This window comes from Ensifer sp. GW821-FHT05G01, assembly GCF_059419585.1.
This window is the reverse complement of record NZ_JBWKSC010000007.1, coordinates 186,293-208,178: the sequence shown is the minus strand read 5'-3', so window position 1 is coordinate 208,178 and position 21,886 is coordinate 186,293. Positions and strand designations below refer to the sequence as shown.

Here is a 21,886-nt window from a genome sequence, read left to right as displayed (position 1 = left end):
GGTTCGCACCGGCCACCCCGTTTCATGATTTGACGAGCAATTCAGGAGAGGTATGCACAAGCGAATACGAAGACATCAGGTCCGGCTCGGCATGTTCGTCGAGGAGCTTGAAGGTGGAACCACCGCAGCGGGTCTGCGGCGCGGCTTCCTGTTGAGCACGGAGCAGGAGGTTGATCGTGTCCGCGCCAGCAATGTTATCAGTGTTCTCATCGACGTGCAGAAGGGTTGCGACATTGCCGGCCGAACACGGGACGCACCGCCTTTCGGCAATGCGGCCCTGGGCACGATAACCGCTGCCGAAAACAGAGCGGTTTCGCGAACGATCGATCAGACGAAACACCTGCTCGCGGGCGTGTTTACCGATGCCCGCATGGGCGGAACCGTTGCGCTCGGCCAGGCGGAAGAAGCCGTCGAGAAAATCGCTTCGGCCGTGGAGCACAACCCGATCGCCTTGATCGGCATCAGCCGCCTGAAGAAGAAGGACGAATACACCTTCCTGCACTCGATCGCCGTCAGCGGTTTGATGGTCCATTTTGGCCGCTGGCTGAAGCTCGACGAACGAGCTGTCCAGATCCTGGGGTTGAGCGGGTTGCTTCACGATATCGGCAAGCTGCTGCTGCCGAAGGGGCTGTTGAACAAGACCGAACGGCTCGACGATCAGGAGATCGCGCAAATTCGCACACACACCCGGCGCGGTTACGACCTGCTCAGCGCCAATGGCGACGTCCATGAGACTGTGCTGGATGTCTGTCTTCATCACCACGAACATGTCGACGGTGGCGGCTACCCCGACCGTCTTCGCGGCGACCAGCTCAGCACGCCCGTCCGGATTGCTGCCATTTGCGACGTCTATGATGCCATGACGACGCTTCGGCCCTACAAGCGTGCGTGGACGCCTGCCGAGACAGTTGAGATGATGTTTGGCTCGAGGGGCCATTTCGACCGCGAACTTCTCTGCGAATTCGTCGAAAGCCTTGAACCGTTCCTTCGGCTGAAACCTGCAGGCCCATAGTCTGCGCGCCGATCCGGCCATATAGTCGCGGCGAGGCTCATCCCGGACAGCATCTCACGGTTGTCTGGCTGAGCAGACGAAGGGCGCAGAAGGGAGCTGCTATATGTACTATGCCATCCTCGCCTATCACGAAGAGGGAGTGGTTGATTCCTGGTCGAAGGAAGAAGACGCCGCGTTGATGACCGACCTGCTCCAGGTCAACGATCGTCTCGTGCGCGAAAAATCCTTAGGGCCGGCAGCGCGGCTTGGCCCCACGGAGCGCGCGGTGACGCTCAGAGGCAAAGGCGAAGGCATCGTCATCGATGGTCCCTTTGCCGAAACCAAGGAGCAGCTGCTCGGGTTTTACGTCGTCGACTTTCCAACGCTTGAGGCAGCCGTTGCCGCCGCCCGCGAGCTGCGCCGCGCCAACCCGACTGCGGTCTACGAAATCCGCCCGGTTTCTCTGTATCTTCCCGGCACACCACTGGGATTCACCGAGCACAAATAGTAAGCTATGACTTACGGAAAACGACAGGGCTCTCCGGCATGGAGAGCCCTGTCTGTTGCGCCTGCGGGCCTATCCTACTTGGCGGCCGGCTCGAGCCTGTTCGATGAAGGAGCGGCTTTTCTCGCCTGCATCTTCTTGTAGAGGAAGAAATAGAGCCTGATGTACTGGCCGACCAGGACTGCGTTCAGCACCGTGCCTTCGCGGATGAAGGGGATGTCGGCCAGGAAGGCGAGACCGATGCCGGCCGACACGACCAGCAGCGCGCAGTCATAGCCGGTCTTGATATTGCCCCACTTCCAGCCCGTCCTCTTGCAGAGCGTGTTGACGAACATGTCCATCGGCATGAGCACCAGATTGGCACGGATCATCAGGAACAGGCCATAGGCCAGCGCCGCATCCGCGAACACCAGAAGGGCGACTTTCGCATAGTAGATGTCGAGCTTGACGAACTCGGTCATGCTCAAGTTGAAATCAAGGAATACCGCGAGCGCAAAGGCCGGAAGCAACGAGGCAAAGCTCTTCAGCTTGAAATCCGACGGCAGCACCAGATAGGTCAATGTCAGCATGACCAGTTCGGTGATGAAATTGTAGGTGCCCTGGCTCAAGGGCGGATAGACCAGCGTCATTGTCCGCGTCAGGCTGCTCAGCGGTGACACGCCGATACCGGCCCGGATCGCCAGGCTGACCCCAAAGGTCAGCACGTAAATGCCCACCACATACATGATCCATCGCCGGGTCAGGCTGCCGGTATCGACGATCTCGGCCTCGTCCGTCTTCTGTGCCATTGCTCATTATCCTCCCAGATTATCCTGATGCCTTTTCGCTACCGCCATATCAACGGCTGCGGGCATGTCGCGTCATGATTTCGTGGATGCCACGGACTCCTCCCGGTCGATCCACGCCCCTCGTCGACAGGCGCCGCAGCGCCTGCCTCGTTTCTCTCCGTCGGCCGTCAGGCCATCAATCGGAACCTGTGCAGCGAGATGAACAGGCTCAGAAGCTTGTTCACGACCGGCTCGCCTTCATTGCGGTTGCCCATCTCCTCAAGGACCGCATCGATGGCGCCGGCAGCAGCAGTCAGTTCGGACACGCTCATGTTCGCCATCACGCCATAGATCTCGAGCGGCATGACGGCCTTCTCGACCCTGTCCTCCGTGACGATGCAGGCTCCGGCATAGGTGTCGACCCGCTTGAGGCAGTGGCACATTTCCGCGCTGTCCTTGCCGACGACGACGAAGTATGGCTTTGGCGCCGGCCAGAAGGTGGCAACCGCGCCGCGATCCACGTGGACGCCCTTGAACAGGCCGTTGACGACATGGCGCTTGCCATCGGCATAACGCTGGACCACCGACAGCCGGCTCAGTGTCGCGCCCTCATACTCGGCAACGACCTTGCCGTCCCTTAGCGGTACCCAGACCTCCTGGTAGAACTTTGCGTGTCCGCGACCGTAGACGTCGAATAGGTAGACCTTGGCCTGGCTTCCGTCTTGCGAGACTTCCAGAGGCACGATGTCGAGCTGATCCGCCGTCAAGTCGTCAAGCCCGGGCACACCCTGCTTGCACATGCCGGAATAATCGATGTCGGCGTTCTTCAGCAGCTTGCGATCCCTGGCGACCAACTCGCCATCCTTGAAGACGTAGAGCGGGTTGATCTTCGACAGGCTGTCGGTGAGCACGATGTCGGCAAACCGGCCGGGGGTGAGCGAGCCGATCTGGTCTTCCATGTGGAACGATCGAGCGGTGTTGTAGGTCGCCATCTTGATCGCATGGATCGGGTTCAATCCCATCTCGGCGCAGAGCGAAATGATCCAGTCCATGTGCCCCATGGTCAGCAAGCGCTCGACGGAGATGTTGTCGGTGCACAGCATGAAATTGTCGGTCGGCCACTTGCGGGCGACGATGGCCCGCAGCAGGATCTTGATCACCTCGCTGCTGCCGACGCCGAACTTGATGTGCGTCGGAAAGCCGTAGCGAATGCTCTTTTCGATGTCCTTCTCGTTCCAGACGTCGTGATTGTTCGACACGCCGATCGCCGGCAGATAGTTCAGCACCATGTCGGAAAGCGCGGTCACGCCCCAGTGGCCGTTCATGAAGCCGCCCTTGGCGCGCACCCAGGCCGCCTTGCGGAAATCGTCGTCATCGCCGGAGCTGTAGGTGAAGTGCTCGAATTCGCCGAGGCCGATGACCGGCTCCATCTGCAAAACCGCCTCGGTGACGGAGGCCGATGTCTTCTTGCCCGGTGCAAAGGCATAGAGCCGATAGGGCAGCTTGTCGTAGTCTTTGAACAGGCTTTCGGCTGCCGTAGCACCCTCGTCGCCCGCCGCACTCAGGAGGTCAAGGCATTCGGCATAGATCGTCGTCGTGCCGCAGGGAACCATCGCCTCGGCCAGTGCCGTCGGATGCGCCAGCTGGGACTCGAAATGGATGTGCGCGTCGATCAGGCCGGGGATCGCGTAGAGCCCCTTGCCGTCGAAAACATCCTTCACCTTCAGGATGGTCTCATCGGGATTGAGCGCAACGATGCGCTTGTCATAGACGAGGATGGATCCCTGATAGACGGTTTCGCCGTGTACATCGAGGATGTTGAGGTTCTTCAGAAGAAGGTCTGCCTCCTTCTTTCCGTTCAGGATATCAAAGATGGCGCGCACTTTGTCGTAGTGCACGGCTTCGGTTTTGTTCACGCGTCTTTCCTCCACTTGCAAGTCTCGTCGGCATGGGCAGAGCCAGGTGTTCAAGCCCTCCTGGGGCAGCGCTCGTGCCGATCTCTCCTCGTTGTCGAAGGCCATAAGAAGTTATTGCACCGCTTCCGAAAAGCAGTATTTTCTGCGCACAGCGTACTCTTTTCGAGATCGCTTGAATTGGAGGAGACCGGGCATGTTGCACTCGCGCGTGCTGCGCTACATCGACGAAGTCGCCCGCTCGGGTTCCATCCGCGCCGCCGGCGAGCGGCTGAACGTGGCCGCGTCGGCAATCAACAAACATGTGCTGCAACTGGAGGAGATGATCGGCGAGCCGCTGTTTGAAAGGCTGCCAAGAGGGTTGCGGCTGACGCCGGCCGGCGAAATTCTCGTCGCGCATGTGCGCCGGACGATCAAGGAGTACAGCCAGGTCGAGGCCGAGATCCGCGACCTGAAGGCGCTCCAGAGCGGCGAGGTGATCATCGCCACCATGAACGGCCTTGCCGGCGGCATCGTGCCCAAGGCGGCCGCCAACTTCTGCGCCCGCCATCCACGCCTGAAAATCTCGATCCGGGTGATGTTCATTCATGACATCGTCCAGGCTGTTGTCGACGGCGAGGCCGACCTCGGCCTCGCCTTCAACCTGCCACCCACGCCGCAACTCGAAACGCTGTGGAAGATGGACACCCGGCTCGGCGCCGTGGTCTCGCCCGAACATCCGCTCGTCGGGCTCGACTCGCTGCCGCTCGCCCACTGCGAACCCTATCCGCTGATCTTTGCCGACAAGTCGATGCTGATCCACGGCATCGTCGCCGATGCCTTCGCCAATGCCGGGCTGACCGTCGAGCCGGCGTTCCTCACCAACTCGATCGAAGCGATGAAATGCCTTGCCGCCGCCGGCGACGGCATCGCCTTTCTCAGCAAGTTCGACATTGCCGAGGAACAACGCAATGGCGTGCTCACCTATCTGCAGATCCGCGACCGCACCTTCGGGAAAAACGTACTTTCCCTCGTCCAGCGCGAAAAACGCAGCCACGGCCTCGCCACATCGATGTTTGCCGAGGAAATCATGCGGGCGTTGCGGGCGACGACGGAGTGACGGGCTGCTGGGCCGGCGCTGTCAATCGCCGCCTGGGCGATTGGTTCGCTCGGCGTCGAGGATCTTGCGGACCCGCTGCAATGTGGGAAGGCTCGATTCCAGCTCGGCGCGATCGAAAAGCGATGCGACGGTTGCCATCGCGGTTGTTACCTCGCCGATCGCTTCCAGGCGGAACGCCCTCCCGGCTGGCGTCAGAAAAACCTTCTTCGAACGGCCATCCCTGGGGTTCGAGCTGATCTGCACCAGCTCACGTTTCTCCAGCACCGACAAGGTGTGCGTCATCGTGGCCTTCGTCACCTGCATGGCATTGGCGATCGCCAAGGGCGTACTGCCGTCGCCCACGCGGTAGAGGTGGTTCAGCGTCGCAAAGTGCGAACTGTGCAGCCCATCGGGAAGGTGGCGATTGAGGAATGCCTGGGACAGCTGGCTGACGATGCCGATTTCATTGAAGAACGTAAAGATAAGGGTGTCGTCGTCCAAGGCCTGTGCTCCAGCCGCGTTCAGATGATCTTGGCATCCAGCGGCCATCTCGGGCTGGGCTCAACCGGAGCAGCATAGCCGAGCCGGCCCAGCATTTGAACGGTCCCGCCTTCCGGCGACAGCATTTTGTGCGCCTGCCGGTAATACCAGCCCATCTCAGGGAATTCCTGCAGCGCCTGGCTGAGCGGCTGCAGGCCTGCTCCAAGAGCGGTGGCGGTCAGATTGATCCGGACCCAGTCGCGGCCGGCGGCAATCTGCTCGGTGCGGCTGTTGCCCGGTGTCGTCAGCCAGACATGCGCCATGGCTGTGTCGGTGTTGGCGAGCAGTGCCGCCCGTCCTTGCGCAAAGGCCGAGGACGTCGTGTCGAGTGCCTGCTCGCGGCTCAGTTGCCCGATTGCCGCGAGGCCATCGAAAAGCGGACCGCCGAGGTCGATGCCATCAGGATTGGCCTCGATTTCGGCCTTGCCGATCCTCAGGAGATCGACGCTTTCCCTGTAGGTTCGCTGCGTGTTGATCTCGAGTTCCAGGGCCACATGGGTCATCTCCCGCAGGGTCGCCACCACTGCCGGATCGTTGCTGGATCTCGCCAGCGCACCATGGCGGACGGACGCACCAAGGGCGCCAAGCACCTCCCCTGGCACGGGTTTGGTCAAATCGAACGGCTCCTTCAGCGACCGACGCCGCAAAATCTGTGCGAAGAGGGGATCTGCGCCGATTGTCGGATCCCGCTCGAAGCGGATGACGGCGACCGGACGGGCGTCGAGCACCTGCGCGTCGCGGCCTTCAGGAAAGAGGGAAACGTCCAGCCTGTAATTCTCCGTGGAGGCGGCAATGGCCATCTGCTCGATGAAGCAACCGAGCCCGATGGTGATCTGACGGTTATACGGGTCTGTCTCGGGCAGCAGGCGGGTCGTGTCGACATAGAGCGTCACCTGATCCTTGACCCCGAGATCGACGAGCCACGGTTGCCGGTTGTGCGGATTGGGCGCCAGGATCGCGTAGGATAGCGCTCGGCGCCGCGGCTCCTGGTCGGGCATTCCAGCCACCGTCCACGGCGCCAACGCGCGATCGGGCCTGCGGGTCAGCAGGAATGCCGTGGATGCACCGACAGCCGCCAGGACGACACCACCACCCAACACGGCCAAAAACTGTCTTCTCTTCATGTCTCACCCCATTTAGTTTGACATCAAACCAAATAGTATGACATCAAACTAAAGTCAATCGGAACAGCCGTTGAAGAGAAGCCTTCACATGTTTGGGGCGAGAGGAAGCCAGACCACCGTCAGAAGCGGATCAGATGCCGCCGGCCTTGGCCGCAACGACCCGGTCCCAATCATCCTGCTTCAGGCGGAAACACATCCACGGCGATGGCGTACCCGACAGGTCCAAGGTCGCGTCGTAGACATGTTCCGCACCGAGCTTTGCCGTCGCCTTTTGCGAGCGAATGTTTGTTGGCGCGATATGAAACCAGACATCGCGATAGGTGTGAAAGGCATGGCCGAGCATCAGCCGCTTCATTTCGAAATTGGTGCCACCACCCCAATAGGCGTTGTTTAGGAAGGTGAAGCCGATCGAGATGCTGTCCGGCATATCGGGGGCGACGTAGTAGCGCGAGCATCCGATGATATCGCCGGACTGCCGGTCGATGGCCACAAGCGTCGCTCCGCTTGCCAGCAACGTGGCGAAGTAGGGTTCGAATTTTTCCCGTTTGTAGCGATCCGTTGCCGGATGTCCTGCCCACACCGCAGGATCACTTGCGGCCGAATGCAGCCCCTCGAGATCGTTTGGCCCGAGCGGCCGGAGATGAATGGCCGCACCACGCAGTGTCGGCTGCGGATTGAAATCAGGTCTGAACATGCATCTGTCTCACGATGAGGATGGTGGAACGGGGATCATCCCCGCAATAGCGCGGTCAAAATCGCGATGGCTTTCCGCAAGGCCGTTCCTGACGCCCACCCGGTCCGCTTCTGAACGGTTCTGGCTGAACTTGCGCTTGCCGGTCAGGTGCGTGATCGGCATTCGGATCCCGACGATGCCACGCAATTGCGCGGCAATGAATGCCGGCGGGGCATCGCTGACGGCCCATGGGTTTGCTGCTCCCCCCTCATGGATGTCTGTCAACCGCGTGACGACATCGAGCAGTCGGCCCGGATCATCAAAGAACTCCACCGGGCCTTTTGCCTGGACGGCGGTGTAGTTCCAGGTCGGAACGACCTTTCCATGTTCGGCTTTGGTGGCATACCAGGCCGGCGTGATGTAGGCGTCGGGGCCCATGAAGACGGCAAGACCGTCGCCTATGACCGGTTTCTGCCATTGCGGGTTCGGGCGGGCGAGATGGGCGTACAACGTGCCGCCGTCGCCCTCTCCGGCGTCGAGAAACATCGGCAGCGGTGTCGCCACCGGGCCTTCAGCCGTCGCGGTGATGAAGGTGGCGATGCGGCATGCCCGCATCATCGCTTGGATTTCACTCGTGTCGTCGACCACAAAAGCTGGCGGCGTGTACATCGAACCCTCCTTGAACTCGGCAGAGCATCGGCGTTAACTGGCACAAGATAAACATCCAGTTTTGGAGATTTTCATTGGGCCAGTTGGATGGTGGGAGACCAAGCCGCACGGGAGCCGCCCGCCGCATCTACCTCGATCTGCGCGATCAGATCGGCGCTGGCGTTTACGCCCCCGGCGACCGGCTGCCATCAAGCCGGACGCTCGCGGACGAACTGGGCGTGTCGCGCACAACGGTCACGGCAGCGTTCGACCAACTCGCCTCCGAAGGCTACGTGACCAGCCGCCAGGGTTCAGCATCCGTCGTCTCCGACATGACCAGGCCCGGAACGTTGCGTGGGAGACAAGTTGACCATCGTTTGCCGTTGCCACTATCCGACTATGCCGCCCGTCTGATGGAACTTCCGATCCACTATCCGACGCGGCAGACGGGGCTGGAGTTCGATTTTCGCTACGGCGATATTGCCTCCGCCGACTTTCCGACGCTCCTGTGGCGACGGGCGATGAATGCCGCGCTGCTTCGCCGCCGCGACAGCCTTTCCTACGAACATCCGGCCGGCTCCGCCGCCCTGAGACAGCAGCTCCAGGGTTACCTCTGGCGGGGGCGCGGCATTCGCTGTGACGTCGACCAGATCATCGTCGTGTCGGGCTCGCAGCAAGCGCTCGACCTCTGTGCACGCGTTCTCGTTAATATCGGCGATCGCGTCATCCTGGAGGACCCGTGCTATGCGATGGCACGCAACGTCATGGCCGCCGCTGGTGCCGACATCGTTGCCGTATCCTGCGACAATTCCGGGCTCCTCGTCGAAGAATTGCCACATCAGGAAAAATCGGCTCTCGCCTTCGTGACGCCGAGCCACCAGTTCCCGCTGGGCGGCGTCCTGCCCCAGAGCCGGCGGGATGCGCTGCTGCAATGGGCCTACTCGGTTGGAGCCTATATCGTCGAGGACGACTACGACGGCGAGTACCGCTACGACGTGAAGCCGATACCGCCCTTGTTTCAATCGGATCAGGATCGGGTCATCTATATCGGCACGGTCTCCAAGACGCTCTCACCGACCCTCCGGCTCGGTTATCTCGTCATTCCCAGGCCACTGATCAACGTGTTCACACGATGCAAGCAGCTTGCCGACCGCCATAGCGCGAGCCTTGAGCAGGAGGCGCTCGCGATCCTTTTGGACACCGGGTCATACGAGCGACATGTCCGCAAGATGCGCCGGTCCAATGCCGAACGCCGCGCCGCCCTGATCGCGGCGCTGACATCATGCTTCGGTGAAAAGATCGACATCGTCGGCACATCGGCAGGGCTGCATGTCGTGGCCTGGTTCCGCAACATCGGTGCGCGGCATGAGGCGCGGCTGATCGAAATCGCCAGAACCGCGGGGATCGGCATCTACCCCGTGTCGCCGCTCTATCTCGAGCGCAAACCCGTCGTCGCCGGTCTGGTGCTCGGCTATGCCGCGCTGACACCGGAAGAACTGCGCCAAGGAGCCGAAAAACTGGCATCGGCCATCGACAGTTTTGCGGCACGCGCGCGCGACGAAAACAAGGGGTGAACGGAGCAAAGACGCTAGGTTTCCGCCACAATCCTCGCGAGCGCCAGAGATGCGGTGAGGCCAGGCGATTCGATGCCGAAGAGGTTGATCAGACCGGGCACCCCGTGCACGCTTGGCCCTTGCACGACGAAATCCTGGCTTGCCACTTCGGGCGGCACGATCTTCGGCCGGATACCGGAATAGGCCGGCACCAGTGCGCCGTCCTTCAGATCGGGGAAATAGCGGCGGACACCGGCATAGAACGACGTGGCCTTCGCCGGATCGACGTCATAGTTCAACGTGTCGATCCACTCGATATCGGGTCCGAAGCGGGCCTGACCGGCCATATCGAGCGTCAGATGAATGCCGAGACCGCCCTTAACCGGCACAGGGTAGATCAACCGCGAGAACGGCGCCTTGCCGACATGCGAGAAATAATCGCCCTTGGCATAATATTCCCTCGGCACGAGTGCTGGAGGCATCCCCTCGATCAACCGCGCCAGCTTCGGTGCGGCGAGACCCGCGGCGTTGACGAACAGGCGGCACGCTAGGCTCACAGGCTCGGCCCCGCCGACATCCACGACAACACCGCCATTGGCAACCCGGCCACGCTCGACGGGGCTGTTGAGTACCAAAACCGCGCCATCATTCTCGGCGTCGCCAAGCAGCGCCATCATGTAGGCATGGCTGTCGATGATGCCTGTCGACGGCGACAGCAATGCGCCTGTCGTGGCGAGCGCAGGCTCGAGACTGCGGGCGTCCGCAGCCGAGATCTGGCGCAGATCCGTCACGCCGTTTTCCGTCGCCCGGGCGGCGATAGTAGGCAAATGCAGCAGTTCGGCAGCCGAGGTCGCGACGATAAGCTTGCCGCACTGCCGGTGACCAATGCCGCGTTCGCGGCAATAATCATAAAGGAGAATTCTGCCTTCGACACACAGTCGCGCCATCAGGCTGCCGGGCGGGTAATAGATGCCGGCGTGGATGACCTCGCTGTTGCGCGACGATGTCCCGCTGCCGATGCGATCGGCCGCTTCGACGAGGATCACCTCGCGGCCGGCTTGCGCCAGCGCACGCGCGACGGCTAGGCCGATGACCCCGGCGCCCGCAACGATGCACTCCACTTGCTCGACCGACATGGCAGACCCCGATACCGGCGCGCATCACGGATGACGCGCGCCGCAAGGACGATGCAGTAGCACGGAACCGGCCGAAGGGTCAGGCGGCCCGAGCGCTTGCCGCGAGCGGGATCTCGATGTCGACTTCCAGCGTCGTCACGTGCTCGCCGCGGTCCATCTTGACGGTGACCTTGTCGTCGTCGATCTGGACGTGCTTGGAGATGACCGCAAGGATCTCCTCCCTGAGGATCGCAACGAGATCCGATTGGCCGACCGAGGCGCGCTCATGCGCCAGCAGCACCTGCAGCCGCTCGCGCGCCGTCGGCGCTGAGGTCTGCTTCTTGAAGAAACGGAAAATGCTCATGCTGCCCTCCGTCCGAAGATCTTGCCGAACAGGCCGCGTTTTTCACCCGGGATGGTCATCGGCACGGCTTCGCCGGCCAGCCGGCGGGCGGCGTCGAGATAGGCGAGCGCCGGGGCGGACTTGCTGTCGGCAAGCGTCACCGGAGCGCCGATGTTGGAAGCCCTGAGCACGTCCATGCTCTCGGGCACGATGCCGAGAAGCGGGATCGACAGGATTTCCAGCACATCTTCGACCTTCAGCATGTCGCCACGCTCGGCGCGCAGCGCGTCATAGCGGGTGAGCAGCAGGTGCTTTTCGACCCGTTCGCCGCGTTCGGCCTTCTCAGTCTTGGCGTCGAGCAGGCCGATGATCCGGTCGGAGTCGCGAACCGAGGAGACTTCCGGATTGGTGACGATCACCGCCATGTCGGCATGGCGCATGGCAAGCGTCGCGCCGCGCTCGATGCCGGCGGGGCTGTCGCAGATGATCCAGTCGAAATGCTTCTTCAGGTCATTGATCACACGCTCGACGCCTTCCGGCGTCAGGCTGTCCTTGTCGCGGGTCTGCGATGCCGGCAACAGGAACAGCGTGTCGAGGCGCTTGTCGCGGATCAGCGCCTGGGGCAGCTTGGCGTCGCCCTGAATGACGTTGACCATGTCGTAGACGACCCGGCGCTCGGCACCCATGACGAGGTCGAGATTGCGCAGGCCGACATCGAAATCGACGACGACGGTCTTCTCGTTGCGCTGCGCGAGCGCCGCGCCGAGAGCAGCGGTCGACGTCGTCTTGCCGACGCCGCCTTTGCCCGATGTAACAACAACTACTTTCGCCATCTTCCGCTCCTGTTTCCTGGCCGGCACCGGCTCAGTTAAGTCTCTCTGCCATGATCGAATCGTCTTCGAGCCAAAGCTGCACCGATTGTCCGCGAAGCTCGGCGGCCATGTCGTCGGCGGTCTTGTAGACGCCGTCGATCGCCAGCAACTCCGCTTCCAGGCGGCGGCAGAAGATGCGTGCCGAGGTGTTGCCCACCGAACCCGCAAGCGCCCGTCCGCGCAGCGCGCCGTAAATATGGATCGAACCACCGGCGATGATTTCCGCGCCTGACGCGACCGAGCCGATCACGGTAACGTCGCCCTCGGGAAAGATCACCGACTGGCCGGAACGCACCGGCTCGCGCACGATGATCGAGGCGGTGGCCCGCGCCGCCGGCGTTTCCTGTCCGATGACGGTCACTTGCTCGTGCGCCTTCGTCTCTCCGGCGATCAGTTCGCCCGCCGCGGCCTCGAATTCTGGCGCCGGCCGGCCGCCGCGCATCGACGGTGGCATGCCCGGCTCGAACAGCGACGGACGGCCGCCCTCGATCCCGAGAACGCGGACGTTGCGCGTGGCAAGTTCGTCGAGCAGGCCCTTCAACTGCGGCCGGTCGATCTCCAGGTCGACGATGTCGAGCACAACAGGCCGGCCGAGAAAAAACCCGGCCGAGCGGGCGGCCAGATCGTCGAGCCGCGTCAGCCACTGATCGAGCGGCAGCTCGGGCGACAGCGCCAGGCTCAGGAACGAGCGGCCCTTGATACGGATCGAACGAGGGTCTGTTAGCACTTTGATCATCTTCGTTAATTTTTCGTTGACGGGATCTAGGCGACGGATGGTTAACAAAAGGTTAACGACGACCTGTCGCTTCTCGCAGGCGGGCTCGGAGAAAGCTCGGCGATGCGTTCTCTGGCCGTGCCCGACGCCGCTCGCGCACGCTGTGAAATCCCGTTCCGATCGCCCTTTGAACACGAAGGAGCCCTGCGACGCCGGCCGGTCGGTGCCTGCAATTTTTTCTGGCTTCGAGGGCTCACTAGTGCCCGCGTGCACGCCACAGCAGCCCAGATCCTCGGGAACCGAACGCAACCCCTTGACGTTGAGCGGTGCGGCGGAGGTCGTCGCATCTTGCAAACGGAAGGTGATTCCCTCAGATGGCGCCCAAACACTTCATCGTCGCATTGATACTGTCACTCCCATGCGCTGCTGCGGCACGCGCCCAGACACCCGAGGACCCTGCGGTCACTGCCTGCAAATCGACCGGTCTTGTCGCGCTTCAGGAGCATTCCTCCGACATTACGGGGCTGGTCCTGGACCCGGAAAGCCTCGCAATCACCGCCGCCGACACCAAGGTCGAAGACGTGTCGGTCAAGACGGTGATCCTTGGAGAGGCCTATATCGAGCGCAACGGCACGGCTGGCAAGGCAGATCGGTTCGTGTGCCTGCTTGGCGAGAAGGGAAAGGTCCTCTTGACGTTCTTCACGGCGAAGTGAGTGTCCACATCCGGCGGGCATTCACAAGACCCAACCGGCCCGGGGTGGCCTGGCGATCGTAACCGGCTTTGCCAACGGCACCACGTCGCGAAAGTTCAGTTCCTGGGCGGGGTCACGGTTGCGGAGCGGTCTTGCGGCGGAGAACCCGGCGGCCGCCGACGAACCCGCCGGCATCTCAGGCCGCTCCGGTCCGAATGACGGCAGGTCGTCGGCGCCCACCACGCGAGCCGAATGGGCAAAGCGTTCCATCGATGATGGGCGTCGTGATCCGTCATTACTTCGCCTTGTCGGCCACCGATCGGTGCATAAAGAATTTGTAATTATATTCCAGTGACTTGCGCCACCAAAATGTCACGATTGGCTACCATTTTTCAGTCATCGGAACGGCACAATCCAGCACTGATTGCTGGAGAGCCCACTGTCCCGACCTTCGAAACAACCCGGCATCTTCAGTGTGGGCGAAAACGCCCGCAAAGGACCTGTGGCGACCAATGAGACCCGTTTGACGACGGCTCGCAGGGGTTCACCTCGGCCTGGCGCACATGCGGGATGCTGCACAACCAAGGAGAATGATCATGAACCGCATCGCAAAGCTCTCCCTTATCGCAGCGCTTTCCGCCATGACCTTCGGCGGCATCTCCTACGCGGCAAGCACGACCATGAATTGGCCGGCAGAAATCGAACAGACGGTGCACAGCTTCAAGGGCGACAAGTTCACGGTGGTCAATATCGACACCTTGGACAAGTTGAGCGAGACCAGAACCTGGATCGACCAGGCAACACCCGCCCAGCTGGCCGCCCTGCACAAGGCGGTCGACGGCAACAAGGATCTTGTCGCCAAGCTCAAGACCCAAAATGTCGAACTCAACAACATCGTCGGGGCTGAACAGGCAGCCGACGGCAGCCTGACCCTGTACCTCAAGTAAGACCGAAGGCACACGGCGCCATCGCTCTTCCTGTCAAGAACGATGGCGCCTGTTGCCGTTGACCCGTCACCGGTGGAACAGATGCGGGCTTCCGGCGTGCACCCGGACTGTTTGACGAAACGACATCGGATTTCGAACCGGCCAAATGGAAGAGGGCGCCAACGGACATGGTTTGGCGTCCGAGCCGTCCGTGACGTTCTGGACCGGTCGGAGCCTGATGCCTGGCTTGCATGTCGAGCGAGCCCGTGGCCGCTGGCATCGGCATCTTCGACAGGCCTGCTCAAATCAGAAATCAGAGCTTTCTGATGATCGCGGCAGCGACAGGCGGAGCGATGACTTGCAACAGTTTCAGCAGTTTTGCCTTGCCGACATGAACCCGCGACCTGCCGGGCTCCAGAGCGCGTACGATTGCTGCGGCGGCCGTGTTGGCGGTGATTTTGCCGCGGCCGCGCCCATCGGTCATGGGCGTCTCGACCAACGGCAACACCACATCCACCACTCTGACGGAGGTCTGCTCGTATTGCACCCGAAGAGCATCCGAAAACATGCGCAAGCCCGCCTTCGTGGCGCTGTAGACTGCCGAAGTCGCCTTTGGATAGCACGCAAGGGCAGAGCCGATATTGACGATCACGAACGGGCGCGCAGGCGTGTTCGGCAGAAGCAGCCGCGACAGGATGATGGGGGCGACAAGATTGGTCTCGACTTCGGCGACGATCTGGTCGATGCCGTAGTGTGACTCATCGAGCCTGACATTGTGTTGGATGGCCGCGTTGTTGATGAGACCGTCGATGACATCTGCTTCCGCCAATTCGGCACCAAAGGCGGCAACGGCCGCCTTGTCTCGGATATCCAGCACCCGCACCTCGATCCTTTGATCACGGTGCGCCAGGCCTCTCAGTCGCTCCCTGTCGCGGCCGAGCGCAACGACGCTGTGGCCTTTTGCGGCCAGGTGCAGCGCAATTTCCAGACCTATCCCGGAACTTGCCCCAGTGACGACATATCGTGCCATGTTATCTATTCCCGTTGATTGAACAATCGAGCCTGGAGCAAGAGGAAGCGGATGGCATTAACCGAGGTTAAGCACGCGAAAGGGGCGGCAATTTCACTGTTCGAGCGCATTGCGGGGCAATCGCTTGCGAATACGGAGCGCCTGGCCGAGGCAATTCATGTTCGCCCGGTGAAGCCCGGAGAGACGATTTTCGGCCAGGACGAGCCGCATCCCTACATTTATGTAATCGAGACCGGCCTGGTTAAGCTCACCTACCTTCGCGCCGACGGCGAGGAATGGATCAAATCCTTCGCTACCGAAGGGCGGTTTTTCGCAAGTCTTTCGGCCTTGCTGCCAATGGGACGCGCCACCTTTTCCGCGGTCGCCATCGAAACCTGTCGTCTGGAGAGAATTCCGTTCGCGACGCTGCAAGCGCTGGTCGACACCGATCTCGGCTGGTCGCGGATGCTGCGCAACGCCCTGATGATCCTTGCCGAACGCAAGGAGCGTCGCGAGCGCCAGTTCCTGACGCTCGATCCGGAGGAACGCTACCGGTCGCTGATCGCCGAGGAACCGGATCTGGTCTTGCGCGCACCCCAGAAGGACCTTGCAGGCTATCTCGGCATCACGCCGGTCGGCCTCAGCCGCATCGCAAAGCGCGTTCGCGAGGAAGCGGATACCTGACTTAACCCGGGTTAATGCTTGCGGCGCTGCAAGGCGCAATACCTGCTCCCGTTCAACAACGGGAGCCACACCTTGACCAATACCGCATCGGACACCCTGCTCTTCCTGCGCTCATGGCTGACAAAGCCGTTGGAAGTCGCCGCTATCGCTCCTTCGAGCACGCGATTGGCCGCAGCCATGACCACCGAAATCGGCCGGTACACCGGTGATGTCCTGGAACTTGGCCCAGGTACCGGCATTTTCACGCGCGCACTTCTGCAAAATGGTGTCCGACAGGACCAACTGGTTCTGGTGGAACGAAATCCGGCCTTTGCCGCGTTGCTGCGGGGCCGTTTTCCAGAGGCAACACTGATCGAGGGTGATGCGCAGCACTTGCGGTTGTCGAAAACACGCAAGATCGGCGCCGCCATCAGCGGCCTGCCGCTGCTCTCCATGCCGAGACAAGCGGTTCGCGATATCCTTGAGGCGGTCTTTCGACACCTTGCCGATGACGGTTGCCTCTTCCAGTTCACCTACGGACCGCGTTGCCCCGTGCCGGCAGCGCTGCTCGAAATACTTCGCCTCGAGGCGTCGTTCCTGCGCTGGGTGCCGCTCAATCTCCCGCCGGCGAGCGTCTACCGGCTGTCGCGCCGTCGAGCATGACAGGGCGATCGGACCAGCGCTCGAGGCTGTTCGCAGCTCACCTGCGCACGCGATGGACGACCACGATGCCCGCGGCGCTCATCAGGGCGAGCACGAACCAGGTCGCCGCGTAGACGAGGTGGCTGTTGCGAAAGCTGATCACGGTCAAGCCGCCGACCGGCAGGCCGCCGGGATTGGGCGTGGCGTCTGCATCGATGAAATAGGGCGCGACATCCACCAGGTCCTGCGCTCTGGCAATCGCATCGATATCGCGCGAATACCATCGGCTGGCGGCCGGGTCGTTGGCGCGCAGGAAACCGCCGTCCGGCTCGGTCATGCGAAGGAGGCCGGCGACCCGGCCAGCCCTAGGCAATTGGCTTTGCGGGCGTGCGGCAGCATCGCGTCGATCCGCTGGCACAAAACCACGGTTGATGAGGATGGTCGTATGGTCGTCAACGACCATGGGCGTGATGACCCAGAAACCGGCGCCCCGTTCGGTGACAGCCTGGACCAGGACTTCCTTGTCATGGGCGAAAAGACCCGTCGCAGTGACGCGACGATATTCGTCCTTGTCCGCGCTGATGCCGGGCCATTCCGATTGGGGTGGAGCCGGCACCGGTTCGGCATGCACCCGGGCGTCTACGCGCGCGATCAGGTCGAGCTTCCAGAAAAGCCGCTTCACCTGCCAGGTGCCGAGAACGACGAAAGCCGCCATCAGCACCGACAAGGCGACAGTCAGAACGAGACGGGAGCGGGAGGGCTCTGCCCCCCGCCTTGTCTCTGCCGAACGGTCGTCCATCGCCGTACCCGTCAACGGGCCGTCACGGCATGTTCTTCATCATCTCGTGGGTCATCGGCATCATGTTGACGTTGAGGTGATGCATGACCCAGAGCGAACCGGCGAGCGCGATACCGACGATGATGAGGGTGAAGATCAGCGCCATCATCGTCCAGCCGCCCTCCGAGCGCTGGTTCATGTGCAGGAAGAAGATCATGTGCACGACGATCTGGATGGCGCCGAGACCCATGACGACGACGGCCGTCGCCATCTTGCTGTCGAGCGCGCCGCTCATGACCAGCGCGAAGGGAATGGCCGTCAGGACGACGGACAGCGCAAAGCCGACCATGTAGCTTCGCAGCGACCCATGGCCCGCTTCATGGCCGTGGCTGTGGCCGTGATGGGCCTCATGAGCATCTTCGTGCGCAAGGCTGTGGGGCTGTGAGCTCATCCGATGACTCCGATCAGATAGACGAAGGAGAAGACGCCGATCCAGATGACGTCGAGGAAGTGCCAGAACATCGACAGACACATCAGCCGGCGGCGGTTCTCCGGTATCAGTCCGTGCATCCTGACCTGCACCATCATCGTCACGATCCAGATAATGCCGAAGGTGACGTGCAGTCCGTGGGTGCCGACGAGCGTGAAGAACGACGACAGGAAGGCGCTGCGCGTCGGGCCGGCACCCTCCTGGATCAGGTGGTAGAACTCATAGAGTTCGAGACCGAGGAAGGCGAGGCCGAACACGGCAGTGACGCCTAGCCAGAAGATCGTCTCCATCTTGGCGTTGCGCTCCATCTGGAGCATGGCAAAACCGTAGGTGATCGACGAGAACAACAGCATCGCCGTGTTGATGGCGACGAGCGACAGGTCGAACAGATCGGCAGGTGACGGGCCGGCCGCATAGTTTCGCCCAAGCACGCCATGGGTGGCAAACAGCACGGCGAAGATGAGGCAGTCGCTCATCAGGTAGATCCAGAAGCCCAGCATGGTGCTGCCTTCGGGATGGTGCTCTTCCTCAAGGTAGAACTGCGGCGCTTCGGTTTGGGTGGCGTTCGTCATCTCAGCTGCGCTCCGCCAGAAGTTCGGACCGGGCGTCCTCGGTTGCCGTCACGGTCTCGGCTGGGATGTAGAAATCCCGGTTGTAGTTGAACGTATGGCCGATCGCCACGACCAGGATGGCAACGAACGACACGACCACCAGCCACCACATGTACCAGATCAGCGCGAAGGCGAGCACGACGCTGATACCGGCGAGGATGACGCCCGTGCCGGTGTTCTTCGGCATATGGATCGGCTTGAAGCCGCCGAGCGGACGCTCGTAGCCGCGGTTCTTCATGTCGTACCAGCTGTCATGGTCGTGCACGACCGGGGTGAAGGCGAAGTTGTAGTCCGGCGGCGGCGACGAGGTCGACCATTCCAGCGTGCGGGCATTCCAAGGATCGCCCGTGGTGTCGCGCAGCTGGTCGCGCCTCAGATAGCTGACGACGAGCTGGACGACGAAGGAGGCGATGCCGAGCGCGATCAGCACCGCGCCGAAGGCGGCGATGATGAACCAGATCTGCAGCGAGGGATCCTCGAACTGGCTGACGCGGCGGGTGACGCCCATCAGGCCGAGCACGTAGAGCGGCATGAAGGCGAAGAAGAAGCCGATCTGCCAGAACCAGAAGCTCATCTTGCCCCAGAACGGATCGAGCTTGTAGCCGAAGGCCTTCGGCCACCAGTAGACGAGGCCCGCCATCAGGCCGAACACGACGCCGCCGATGATGACGTTGTGGAAGTGGGCAATCAGGAACAGCGAGTTGTGCAGCACGAAATCGGCCGGCGGGATCGCCAGCATCACCCCGGTCATGCCGCCGATGACGAAGGTGACCATGAAGCCGACGGTCCACAGCATCGGCACTTCGTAGCGGATGCGGCCGCGATACATGGTGAAGAGCCAGTTGAACATCTTCGCGCCCGTCGGGATCGAGATGATCATCGTGGTGATGCCGAAGAAGGCGTTGACCGACGCACCCGACCCCATGGTGAAGAAGTGGTGCAACCAGACGAGATAGGACAGGATCATGATCACGCAGGTGGCGTAGACCATCGAGGCGTAGCCGAAGAGGCGCTTGCCACAGAATGTGGCGACGACTTCGGAGAAGATGCCGAAGGCCGGCAGGATGAGGATGTAGACTTCCGGATGGCCCCAGATCCAGATGAGGTTCACATACATCATCGGGTTGCCACCAAGGTCATTGGTGAAGAAGTTGGTGCCGGCGTAGCGGTCGAGCGACAAGAGCGCCAGCGTCGCCGTCAGGATCGGGAAGGTGGCGACGATCAGGATGTTGGTGCAGAGCGACGTCCAGGTGAAGACCGGCATCTTCATCAACGTCATGCCGGGCGCGCGCAGCTTGACGATGGTCGCGATCAGGTTGATGCCCGACAGCGTCGTTCCGACCCCCGCCACCTGAAGGCCCCAGATATAATAGTCGACCCCGACGCCCGGACTGTAATCGGCGCCCGACAGCGGCGGATAGGCAAGCCATCCGGTGCGCGCGAACTCGCCGACAAACAGCGACATCATGATGATCACCGCCCCGGCCGTGGTCATCCAGAACGAGAAATTGTTGAGGAACGGGAAGGAAACGTCGCGCGCGCCGATCTGCAGCGGAACCACGTAGTTCATCAGGCCGGTGACGAAAGGCATGGCCATGAAGAAGATCATGATCACGCCGTGGGCGGTGAAGATCTGATCGTAGTGATGCGGATTGAGATAGCCCTCGTTGCCGTTGAAGGCGATCGCCTGCTGCAGGCGCATCATGATCGCATCGGCAAAGCCGCGCATCAGCATGACCAGCGCCAGGATCACGTACATGATGCCGATCTTCTTGTGATCGACCGACGTGAACCATTCGTGCCAGAGATAGCCCCAGAGCTTGTATTTGGTGATCAGCGCCAGGACGGCGATGCCGCCGATCGCAACGGCGATGAAGGTCGCGACCAGGATCGGCTCGTGATAGGGGATCGCCTCCCAGGTGAGCCGCCCGAAGATGAATTGTGTGAGGTTGGTGCTACCGAACATAGGGCTATCCAAATTCTCTTGAAATGCGGCTTCAGGGCTGAGTGGTGGTGCCGGAATTGTTCAACTGCGCCGGCGCCGGACCGTCCTGGCTCTCGGCGGGCGGCTTCTGATCACCGTGCATGTTGTGCATGTCGTGGTTCATCGACTGCGGTTCCTTGTCGATGCCTTCGGCCGGCTCTTCGCTTTTCGACGGATTGCCCGTTGCCGGGAAAGTCGCGCCGGGCGCAGCTTCGCCGGCATGGCCCGTCTCACCCGCATGACGGTTGTCGTGCTCGAGCTTGGCGCGGTTCTCGTGACTTTCGACGCCGCCGCCGCCCATCATGTCGATGTGCATCATGTCCCTCATGCACATCTGGCCGGGGCGCACGCACATGTTCAGCACAGCTTCAAAAAGCCCATCCTCGACGCTGGAAAAGTAGCGGACCGGTTCCTTGGTGCTCGGCTTCTCAAGCTTCAGGTAGGCGTCGCGGTTGAGCATCGTGCCGTTGCTCTTGACCCTTGCGATCCACCGATCGAAGCCGGCCTGGTCGAGCCCATGGAACTTGAAACGCATGTGCGAAAAACCGTCGCCGCTGTAGTTCGACGACAGCCCTTCATACTCGCCCTTCTTGTTGATGACGGCGTGCAGCCGGGTCTGCATGCCGGGCATCGTGTAGATCATGCCGGCGAGCGCCGGCACGTAGAACGAGTTCATCACCGAGGAGGCGGTGAGCTTGAAATTGATCGGCACGTCGACGGGTGCCGCCATCTCGTTGACGGTGGCGATGCCGTAATCCGGATAGAAGAACAGCCATTTCCAGTCGAGCGCCACCACCTCGACGGTCAGGGGCTTGATGTCGGCAGGCACCGGCCTGTCGGCGTCGATCCGGTCGAGCGGCCTGTAGGGGTCGAGCTTGTGGGTGCTGATCCAGGTGATGGCCCCGAGCGCGATGATGATTGCCAGCGGCGCGGACCAGATGACGACTTCGAGCCCGGTCGAGTGATGCCATTCCGGATCGTATTTTGCAGCCGTGTTGGACTGGCGGTAGCGCCAGGCGAAGAACAGCGTCAGGAAAAGCACCGGCACGATGATGATGAGCATGAGGATCGTCGAAACGACGATCAGATCTCTCTGCTGTGCCGCGATATCGCCGGAGGGCGACATCACGACCATGTCGCACCCGGCAAGGACCAGGGTCGATAGAAGAACGGCCGATCGTCCGGCGAGCTTCAATGGAGTGGGCATTTCGGGCTCCATTTGCGTTTTGTCTATTCGGCACTAGTCGCGTATCG

The 21,886-nt window shown here is 61.7% G+C and carries 24 protein-coding genes; 8 read left to right on the top strand and 16 right to left on the bottom strand.

What is annotated here, in order from left to right; all coding sequences use genetic code 11:
* Positions 1 to 52 precede the first annotated feature (52 nt).
* Both AC07UR_RS18660 and AC07UR_RS18655 read left to right on the top strand, forming a co-directional pair.
* Positions 53 to 1,012 (top strand): HD-GYP domain-containing protein, encoded by a 960-nt coding sequence (locus tag AC07UR_RS18660; RefSeq protein ID WP_209789003.1) that lies wholly within the window; start codon positions 53 to 55, stop codon positions 1,010 to 1,012.
* Between the two features lie 103 nt (positions 1,013 to 1,115).
* Positions 1,116 to 1,499: a YciI family protein gene (locus AC07UR_RS18655; protein WP_209789001.1), complete on the top strand. Its 384-nt coding sequence runs from the start codon at positions 1,116 to 1,118 to the stop codon at positions 1,497 to 1,499.
* Positions 1,500 to 1,573: 74 nt separating this feature from the next.
* Here AC07UR_RS18655 and AC07UR_RS18650 read toward each other — a convergent pair whose 3' ends face one another.
* Entirely contained in the window at positions 1,574 to 2,284 is a 711-nt protein-coding gene (locus AC07UR_RS18650) for a YczE/YyaS/YitT family protein (protein ID WP_173421331.1), read from the bottom strand.
* A gap of 167 nt (positions 2,285 to 2,451) precedes the next feature.
* Positions 2,452 to 4,179, bottom strand: coding sequence for an amidohydrolase family protein (locus tag AC07UR_RS18645; RefSeq protein ID WP_209788999.1), 1,728 nt, complete (start codon positions 4,177 to 4,179; stop codon positions 2,452 to 2,454).
* 193 nt (positions 4,180 to 4,372) lie between these two features.
* On the opposite strand from AC07UR_RS18645, the gene AC07UR_RS18640 reads away from it, so the two are divergent.
* The gene (locus AC07UR_RS18640; protein WP_173421329.1) at positions 4,373 to 5,275 is read left to right on the top strand and encodes a LysR family transcriptional regulator; all 903 of its coding nucleotides are present in this window, start codon (positions 4,373 to 4,375) and stop codon (positions 5,273 to 5,275) included.
* Positions 5,276 to 5,296: 21 nt separating this feature from the next.
* On the opposite strand, the gene AC07UR_RS18635 is transcribed toward AC07UR_RS18640, so the two are convergent.
* From AC07UR_RS18635 to AC07UR_RS18620, 4 genes are all read right to left on the bottom strand, one after another.
* Positions 5,297 to 5,755, bottom strand: a complete 459-nt coding sequence (locus tag AC07UR_RS18635) for a MarR family winged helix-turn-helix transcriptional regulator (protein WP_234941662.1) — start codon at positions 5,753 to 5,755, stop codon at positions 5,297 to 5,299.
* A 20-nt stretch (positions 5,756 to 5,775) separates the two neighbouring features.
* The gene (locus AC07UR_RS18630) at positions 5,776 to 6,918 is read right to left on the bottom strand and encodes an Acg family FMN-binding oxidoreductase (RefSeq protein ID WP_209788994.1); all 1,143 of its coding nucleotides are present in this window, start codon (positions 6,916 to 6,918) and stop codon (positions 5,776 to 5,778) included.
* A 130-nt stretch (positions 6,919 to 7,048) separates the two neighbouring features.
* Positions 7,049 to 7,612 carry a GNAT family N-acetyltransferase gene (locus AC07UR_RS18625; RefSeq protein WP_209788992.1) on the bottom strand — a complete coding sequence of 188 codons (564 nt, stop codon included), beginning with the start codon at positions 7,610 to 7,612 and terminating at the stop codon, positions 7,049 to 7,051.
* Between the two features lie 9 nt (positions 7,613 to 7,621).
* Positions 7,622 to 8,260: an FMN-binding negative transcriptional regulator gene (locus AC07UR_RS18620; protein ID WP_209788990.1), complete on the bottom strand. Its 639-nt coding sequence runs from the start codon at positions 8,258 to 8,260 to the stop codon at positions 7,622 to 7,624.
* Between the two features lie 74 nt (positions 8,261 to 8,334).
* On the opposite strand from AC07UR_RS18620, the gene pdxR reads away from it, so the two are divergent.
* On the top strand, positions 8,335 to 9,813 hold the full coding sequence (pdxR, locus tag AC07UR_RS18615; protein ID WP_234941661.1) for a MocR-like pyridoxine biosynthesis transcription factor PdxR: 1,479 nt from the start codon (positions 8,335 to 8,337) through the stop codon (positions 9,811 to 9,813).
* Between the two features lie 14 nt (positions 9,814 to 9,827).
* Here the strand turns inward: pdxR and AC07UR_RS18610 are convergent, their stop codons facing one another.
* The 4 genes from AC07UR_RS18610 to minC form a co-directional block, all read right to left on the bottom strand.
* On the bottom strand, positions 9,828 to 10,928 hold the full coding sequence (locus AC07UR_RS18610; protein WP_209788988.1) for an NAD(P)/FAD-dependent oxidoreductase: 1,101 nt from the start codon (positions 10,926 to 10,928) through the stop codon (positions 9,828 to 9,830).
* Positions 10,929 to 11,007: 79 nt separating this feature from the next.
* Positions 11,008 to 11,271, bottom strand: coding sequence for a cell division topological specificity factor MinE (minE, locus tag AC07UR_RS18605; RefSeq protein ID WP_077501524.1), 264 nt, complete (start codon positions 11,269 to 11,271; stop codon positions 11,008 to 11,010).
* Positions 11,268 to 12,083 carry a septum site-determining protein MinD gene (minD, locus tag AC07UR_RS18600; RefSeq protein ID WP_173421323.1) on the bottom strand — a complete coding sequence of 272 codons (816 nt, stop codon included), beginning with the start codon at positions 12,081 to 12,083 and terminating at the stop codon, positions 11,268 to 11,270. The genes minE and minD overlap by 4 nt, the downstream gene beginning before the upstream one ends.
* Positions 12,084 to 12,114: 31 nt before the next feature.
* Complete coding sequence (gene minC / locus AC07UR_RS18595) at positions 12,115 to 12,858, bottom strand: septum site-determining protein MinC (RefSeq protein WP_209789699.1); 744 nt, start codon at positions 12,856 to 12,858, stop codon at positions 12,115 to 12,117.
* 353 nt (positions 12,859 to 13,211) lie between these two features.
* On the opposite strand from minC, the gene AC07UR_RS18590 reads away from it, so the two are divergent.
* Together AC07UR_RS18590 and AC07UR_RS18585 are read left to right on the top strand one after the other, a co-directional pair.
* The gene (locus tag AC07UR_RS18590) at positions 13,212 to 13,550 is read left to right on the top strand and encodes a hypothetical protein (protein ID WP_209788986.1); all 339 of its coding nucleotides are present in this window, start codon (positions 13,212 to 13,214) and stop codon (positions 13,548 to 13,550) included.
* Between the two features lie 575 nt (positions 13,551 to 14,125).
* Positions 14,126 to 14,476: a hypothetical protein gene (locus AC07UR_RS18585; RefSeq protein ID WP_209788984.1), complete on the top strand. Its 351-nt coding sequence runs from the start codon at positions 14,126 to 14,128 to the stop codon at positions 14,474 to 14,476.
* A 292-nt stretch (positions 14,477 to 14,768) separates the two neighbouring features.
* On the opposite strand, the gene AC07UR_RS18580 is transcribed toward AC07UR_RS18585, so the two are convergent.
* The gene (locus AC07UR_RS18580; RefSeq protein WP_209788982.1) at positions 14,769 to 15,485 is read right to left on the bottom strand and encodes an SDR family NAD(P)-dependent oxidoreductase; all 717 of its coding nucleotides are present in this window, start codon (positions 15,483 to 15,485) and stop codon (positions 14,769 to 14,771) included.
* A gap of 51 nt (positions 15,486 to 15,536) precedes the next feature.
* On the opposite strand from AC07UR_RS18580, the gene AC07UR_RS18575 reads away from it, so the two are divergent.
* Together AC07UR_RS18575 and AC07UR_RS18570 are read left to right on the top strand one after the other, a co-directional pair.
* Positions 15,537 to 16,148, top strand: coding sequence for a Crp/Fnr family transcriptional regulator (locus tag AC07UR_RS18575; protein ID WP_209788978.1), 612 nt, complete (start codon positions 15,537 to 15,539; stop codon positions 16,146 to 16,148).
* Positions 16,149 to 16,220: 72 nt separating this feature from the next.
* Positions 16,221 to 16,790, top strand: coding sequence for a class I SAM-dependent methyltransferase (locus tag AC07UR_RS18570; protein ID WP_209788976.1), 570 nt, complete (start codon positions 16,221 to 16,223; stop codon positions 16,788 to 16,790).
* 37 nt (positions 16,791 to 16,827) lie between these two features.
* Here AC07UR_RS18570 and AC07UR_RS18565 read toward each other — a convergent pair whose 3' ends face one another.
* The 5 genes from AC07UR_RS18565 to cyoA are packed head-to-tail and all read right to left on the bottom strand — an operon-like array spanning position 16,828 to position 21,839.
* Positions 16,828 to 17,568, bottom strand: a complete 741-nt coding sequence (locus AC07UR_RS18565; RefSeq protein WP_209788973.1) for an SURF1 family protein — start codon at positions 17,566 to 17,568, stop codon at positions 16,828 to 16,830.
* 22 nt (positions 17,569 to 17,590) lie between these two features.
* The gene (gene cyoD, locus AC07UR_RS18560) at positions 17,591 to 17,998 is read right to left on the bottom strand and encodes a cytochrome o ubiquinol oxidase subunit IV (protein WP_173421315.1); all 408 of its coding nucleotides are present in this window, start codon (positions 17,996 to 17,998) and stop codon (positions 17,591 to 17,593) included.
* Positions 17,995 to 18,609 carry a cytochrome o ubiquinol oxidase subunit III gene (gene cyoC, locus AC07UR_RS18555; RefSeq protein ID WP_209788970.1) on the bottom strand — a complete coding sequence of 205 codons (615 nt, stop codon included), beginning with the start codon at positions 18,607 to 18,609 and terminating at the stop codon, positions 17,995 to 17,997. Before cyoC ends, cyoD begins: the two co-directional genes overlap by 4 nt.
* Before the next feature lies 1 nt (position 18,610).
* Entirely contained in the window at positions 18,611 to 20,614 is a 2,004-nt protein-coding gene (gene cyoB / locus AC07UR_RS18550) for a cytochrome o ubiquinol oxidase subunit I (protein WP_209788967.1), read from the bottom strand.
* A 31-nt stretch (positions 20,615 to 20,645) separates the two neighbouring features.
* The gene (gene cyoA, locus AC07UR_RS18545) at positions 20,646 to 21,839 is read right to left on the bottom strand and encodes a ubiquinol oxidase subunit II (protein ID WP_173421312.1); all 1,194 of its coding nucleotides are present in this window, start codon (positions 21,837 to 21,839) and stop codon (positions 20,646 to 20,648) included.
* Between the last annotated feature and the right edge of the window lie 47 nt (positions 21,840 to 21,886).

Excerpts from the sequence above, each read along its gene's own strand:
- AC07UR_RS18630 (WP_209788994.1), bottom strand. The coding sequence starts at position 6,918 with ATGAAGAGAAGACAGTTTTTGGCCGTGTTGGGTGGTGGTGTCGTCCTG.
- AC07UR_RS18610 (WP_209788988.1), bottom strand. The coding sequence starts at position 10,928 with ATGTCGGTCGAGCAAGTGGAGTGCATCGTTGCGGGCGCCGGGGTCATC.
- minE (WP_077501524.1), bottom strand. The coding sequence starts at position 11,271 with ATGAGCATTTTCCGTTTCTTCAAGAAGCAGACCTCAGCGCCGACGGCG.
- AC07UR_RS18590 (WP_209788986.1), top strand. The coding sequence starts at position 13,212 with ATGGCGCCCAAACACTTCATCGTCGCATTGATACTGTCACTCCCATGC.
- AC07UR_RS18580 (WP_209788982.1), bottom strand. The coding sequence starts at position 15,485 with ATGGCACGATATGTCGTCACTGGGGCAAGTTCCGGGATAGGTCTGGAA.
- AC07UR_RS18585 (WP_209788984.1), top strand. The coding sequence starts at position 14,126 with ATGAACCGCATCGCAAAGCTCTCCCTTATCGCAGCGCTTTCCGCCATG.
- cyoB (WP_209788967.1), bottom strand. The coding sequence starts at position 20,614 with ATGTTCGGTAGCACCAACCTCACACAATTCATCTTCGGGCGGCTCACC.
- AC07UR_RS18565 (WP_209788973.1), bottom strand. The coding sequence starts at position 17,568 with ATGGACGACCGTTCGGCAGAGACAAGGCGGGGGGCAGAGCCCTCCCGC.
- cyoA (WP_173421312.1), bottom strand. The coding sequence starts at position 21,839 with ATGCCCACTCCATTGAAGCTCGCCGGACGATCGGCCGTTCTTCTATCG.
- AC07UR_RS18650 (WP_173421331.1), bottom strand. The coding sequence starts at position 2,284 with ATGGCACAGAAGACGGACGAGGCCGAGATCGTCGATACCGGCAGCCTG.
- AC07UR_RS18620 (WP_209788990.1), bottom strand. The coding sequence starts at position 8,260 with ATGTACACGCCGCCAGCTTTTGTGGTCGACGACACGAGTGAAATCCAA.
- cyoD (WP_173421315.1), bottom strand. The coding sequence starts at position 17,998 with ATGAGCTCACAGCCCCACAGCCTTGCGCACGAAGATGCTCATGAGGCC.
- AC07UR_RS18660 (WP_209789003.1), top strand. The coding sequence starts at position 53 with ATGCACAAGCGAATACGAAGACATCAGGTCCGGCTCGGCATGTTCGTC.
- AC07UR_RS18655 (WP_209789001.1), top strand. The coding sequence starts at position 1,116 with ATGTACTATGCCATCCTCGCCTATCACGAAGAGGGAGTGGTTGATTCC.
- minC (WP_209789699.1), bottom strand. The coding sequence starts at position 12,858 with ATGATCAAAGTGCTAACAGACCCTCGTTCGATCCGTATCAAGGGCCGC.
- AC07UR_RS18640 (WP_173421329.1), top strand. The coding sequence starts at position 4,373 with ATGTTGCACTCGCGCGTGCTGCGCTACATCGACGAAGTCGCCCGCTCG.
- AC07UR_RS18575 (WP_209788978.1), top strand. The coding sequence starts at position 15,537 with ATGGCATTAACCGAGGTTAAGCACGCGAAAGGGGCGGCAATTTCACTG.
- AC07UR_RS18625 (WP_209788992.1), bottom strand. The coding sequence starts at position 7,612 with ATGTTCAGACCTGATTTCAATCCGCAGCCGACACTGCGTGGTGCGGCC.
- minD (WP_173421323.1), bottom strand. The coding sequence starts at position 12,083 with ATGGCGAAAGTAGTTGTTGTTACATCGGGCAAAGGCGGCGTCGGCAAG.
- cyoC (WP_209788970.1), bottom strand. The coding sequence starts at position 18,609 with ATGACGAACGCCACCCAAACCGAAGCGCCGCAGTTCTACCTTGAGGAA.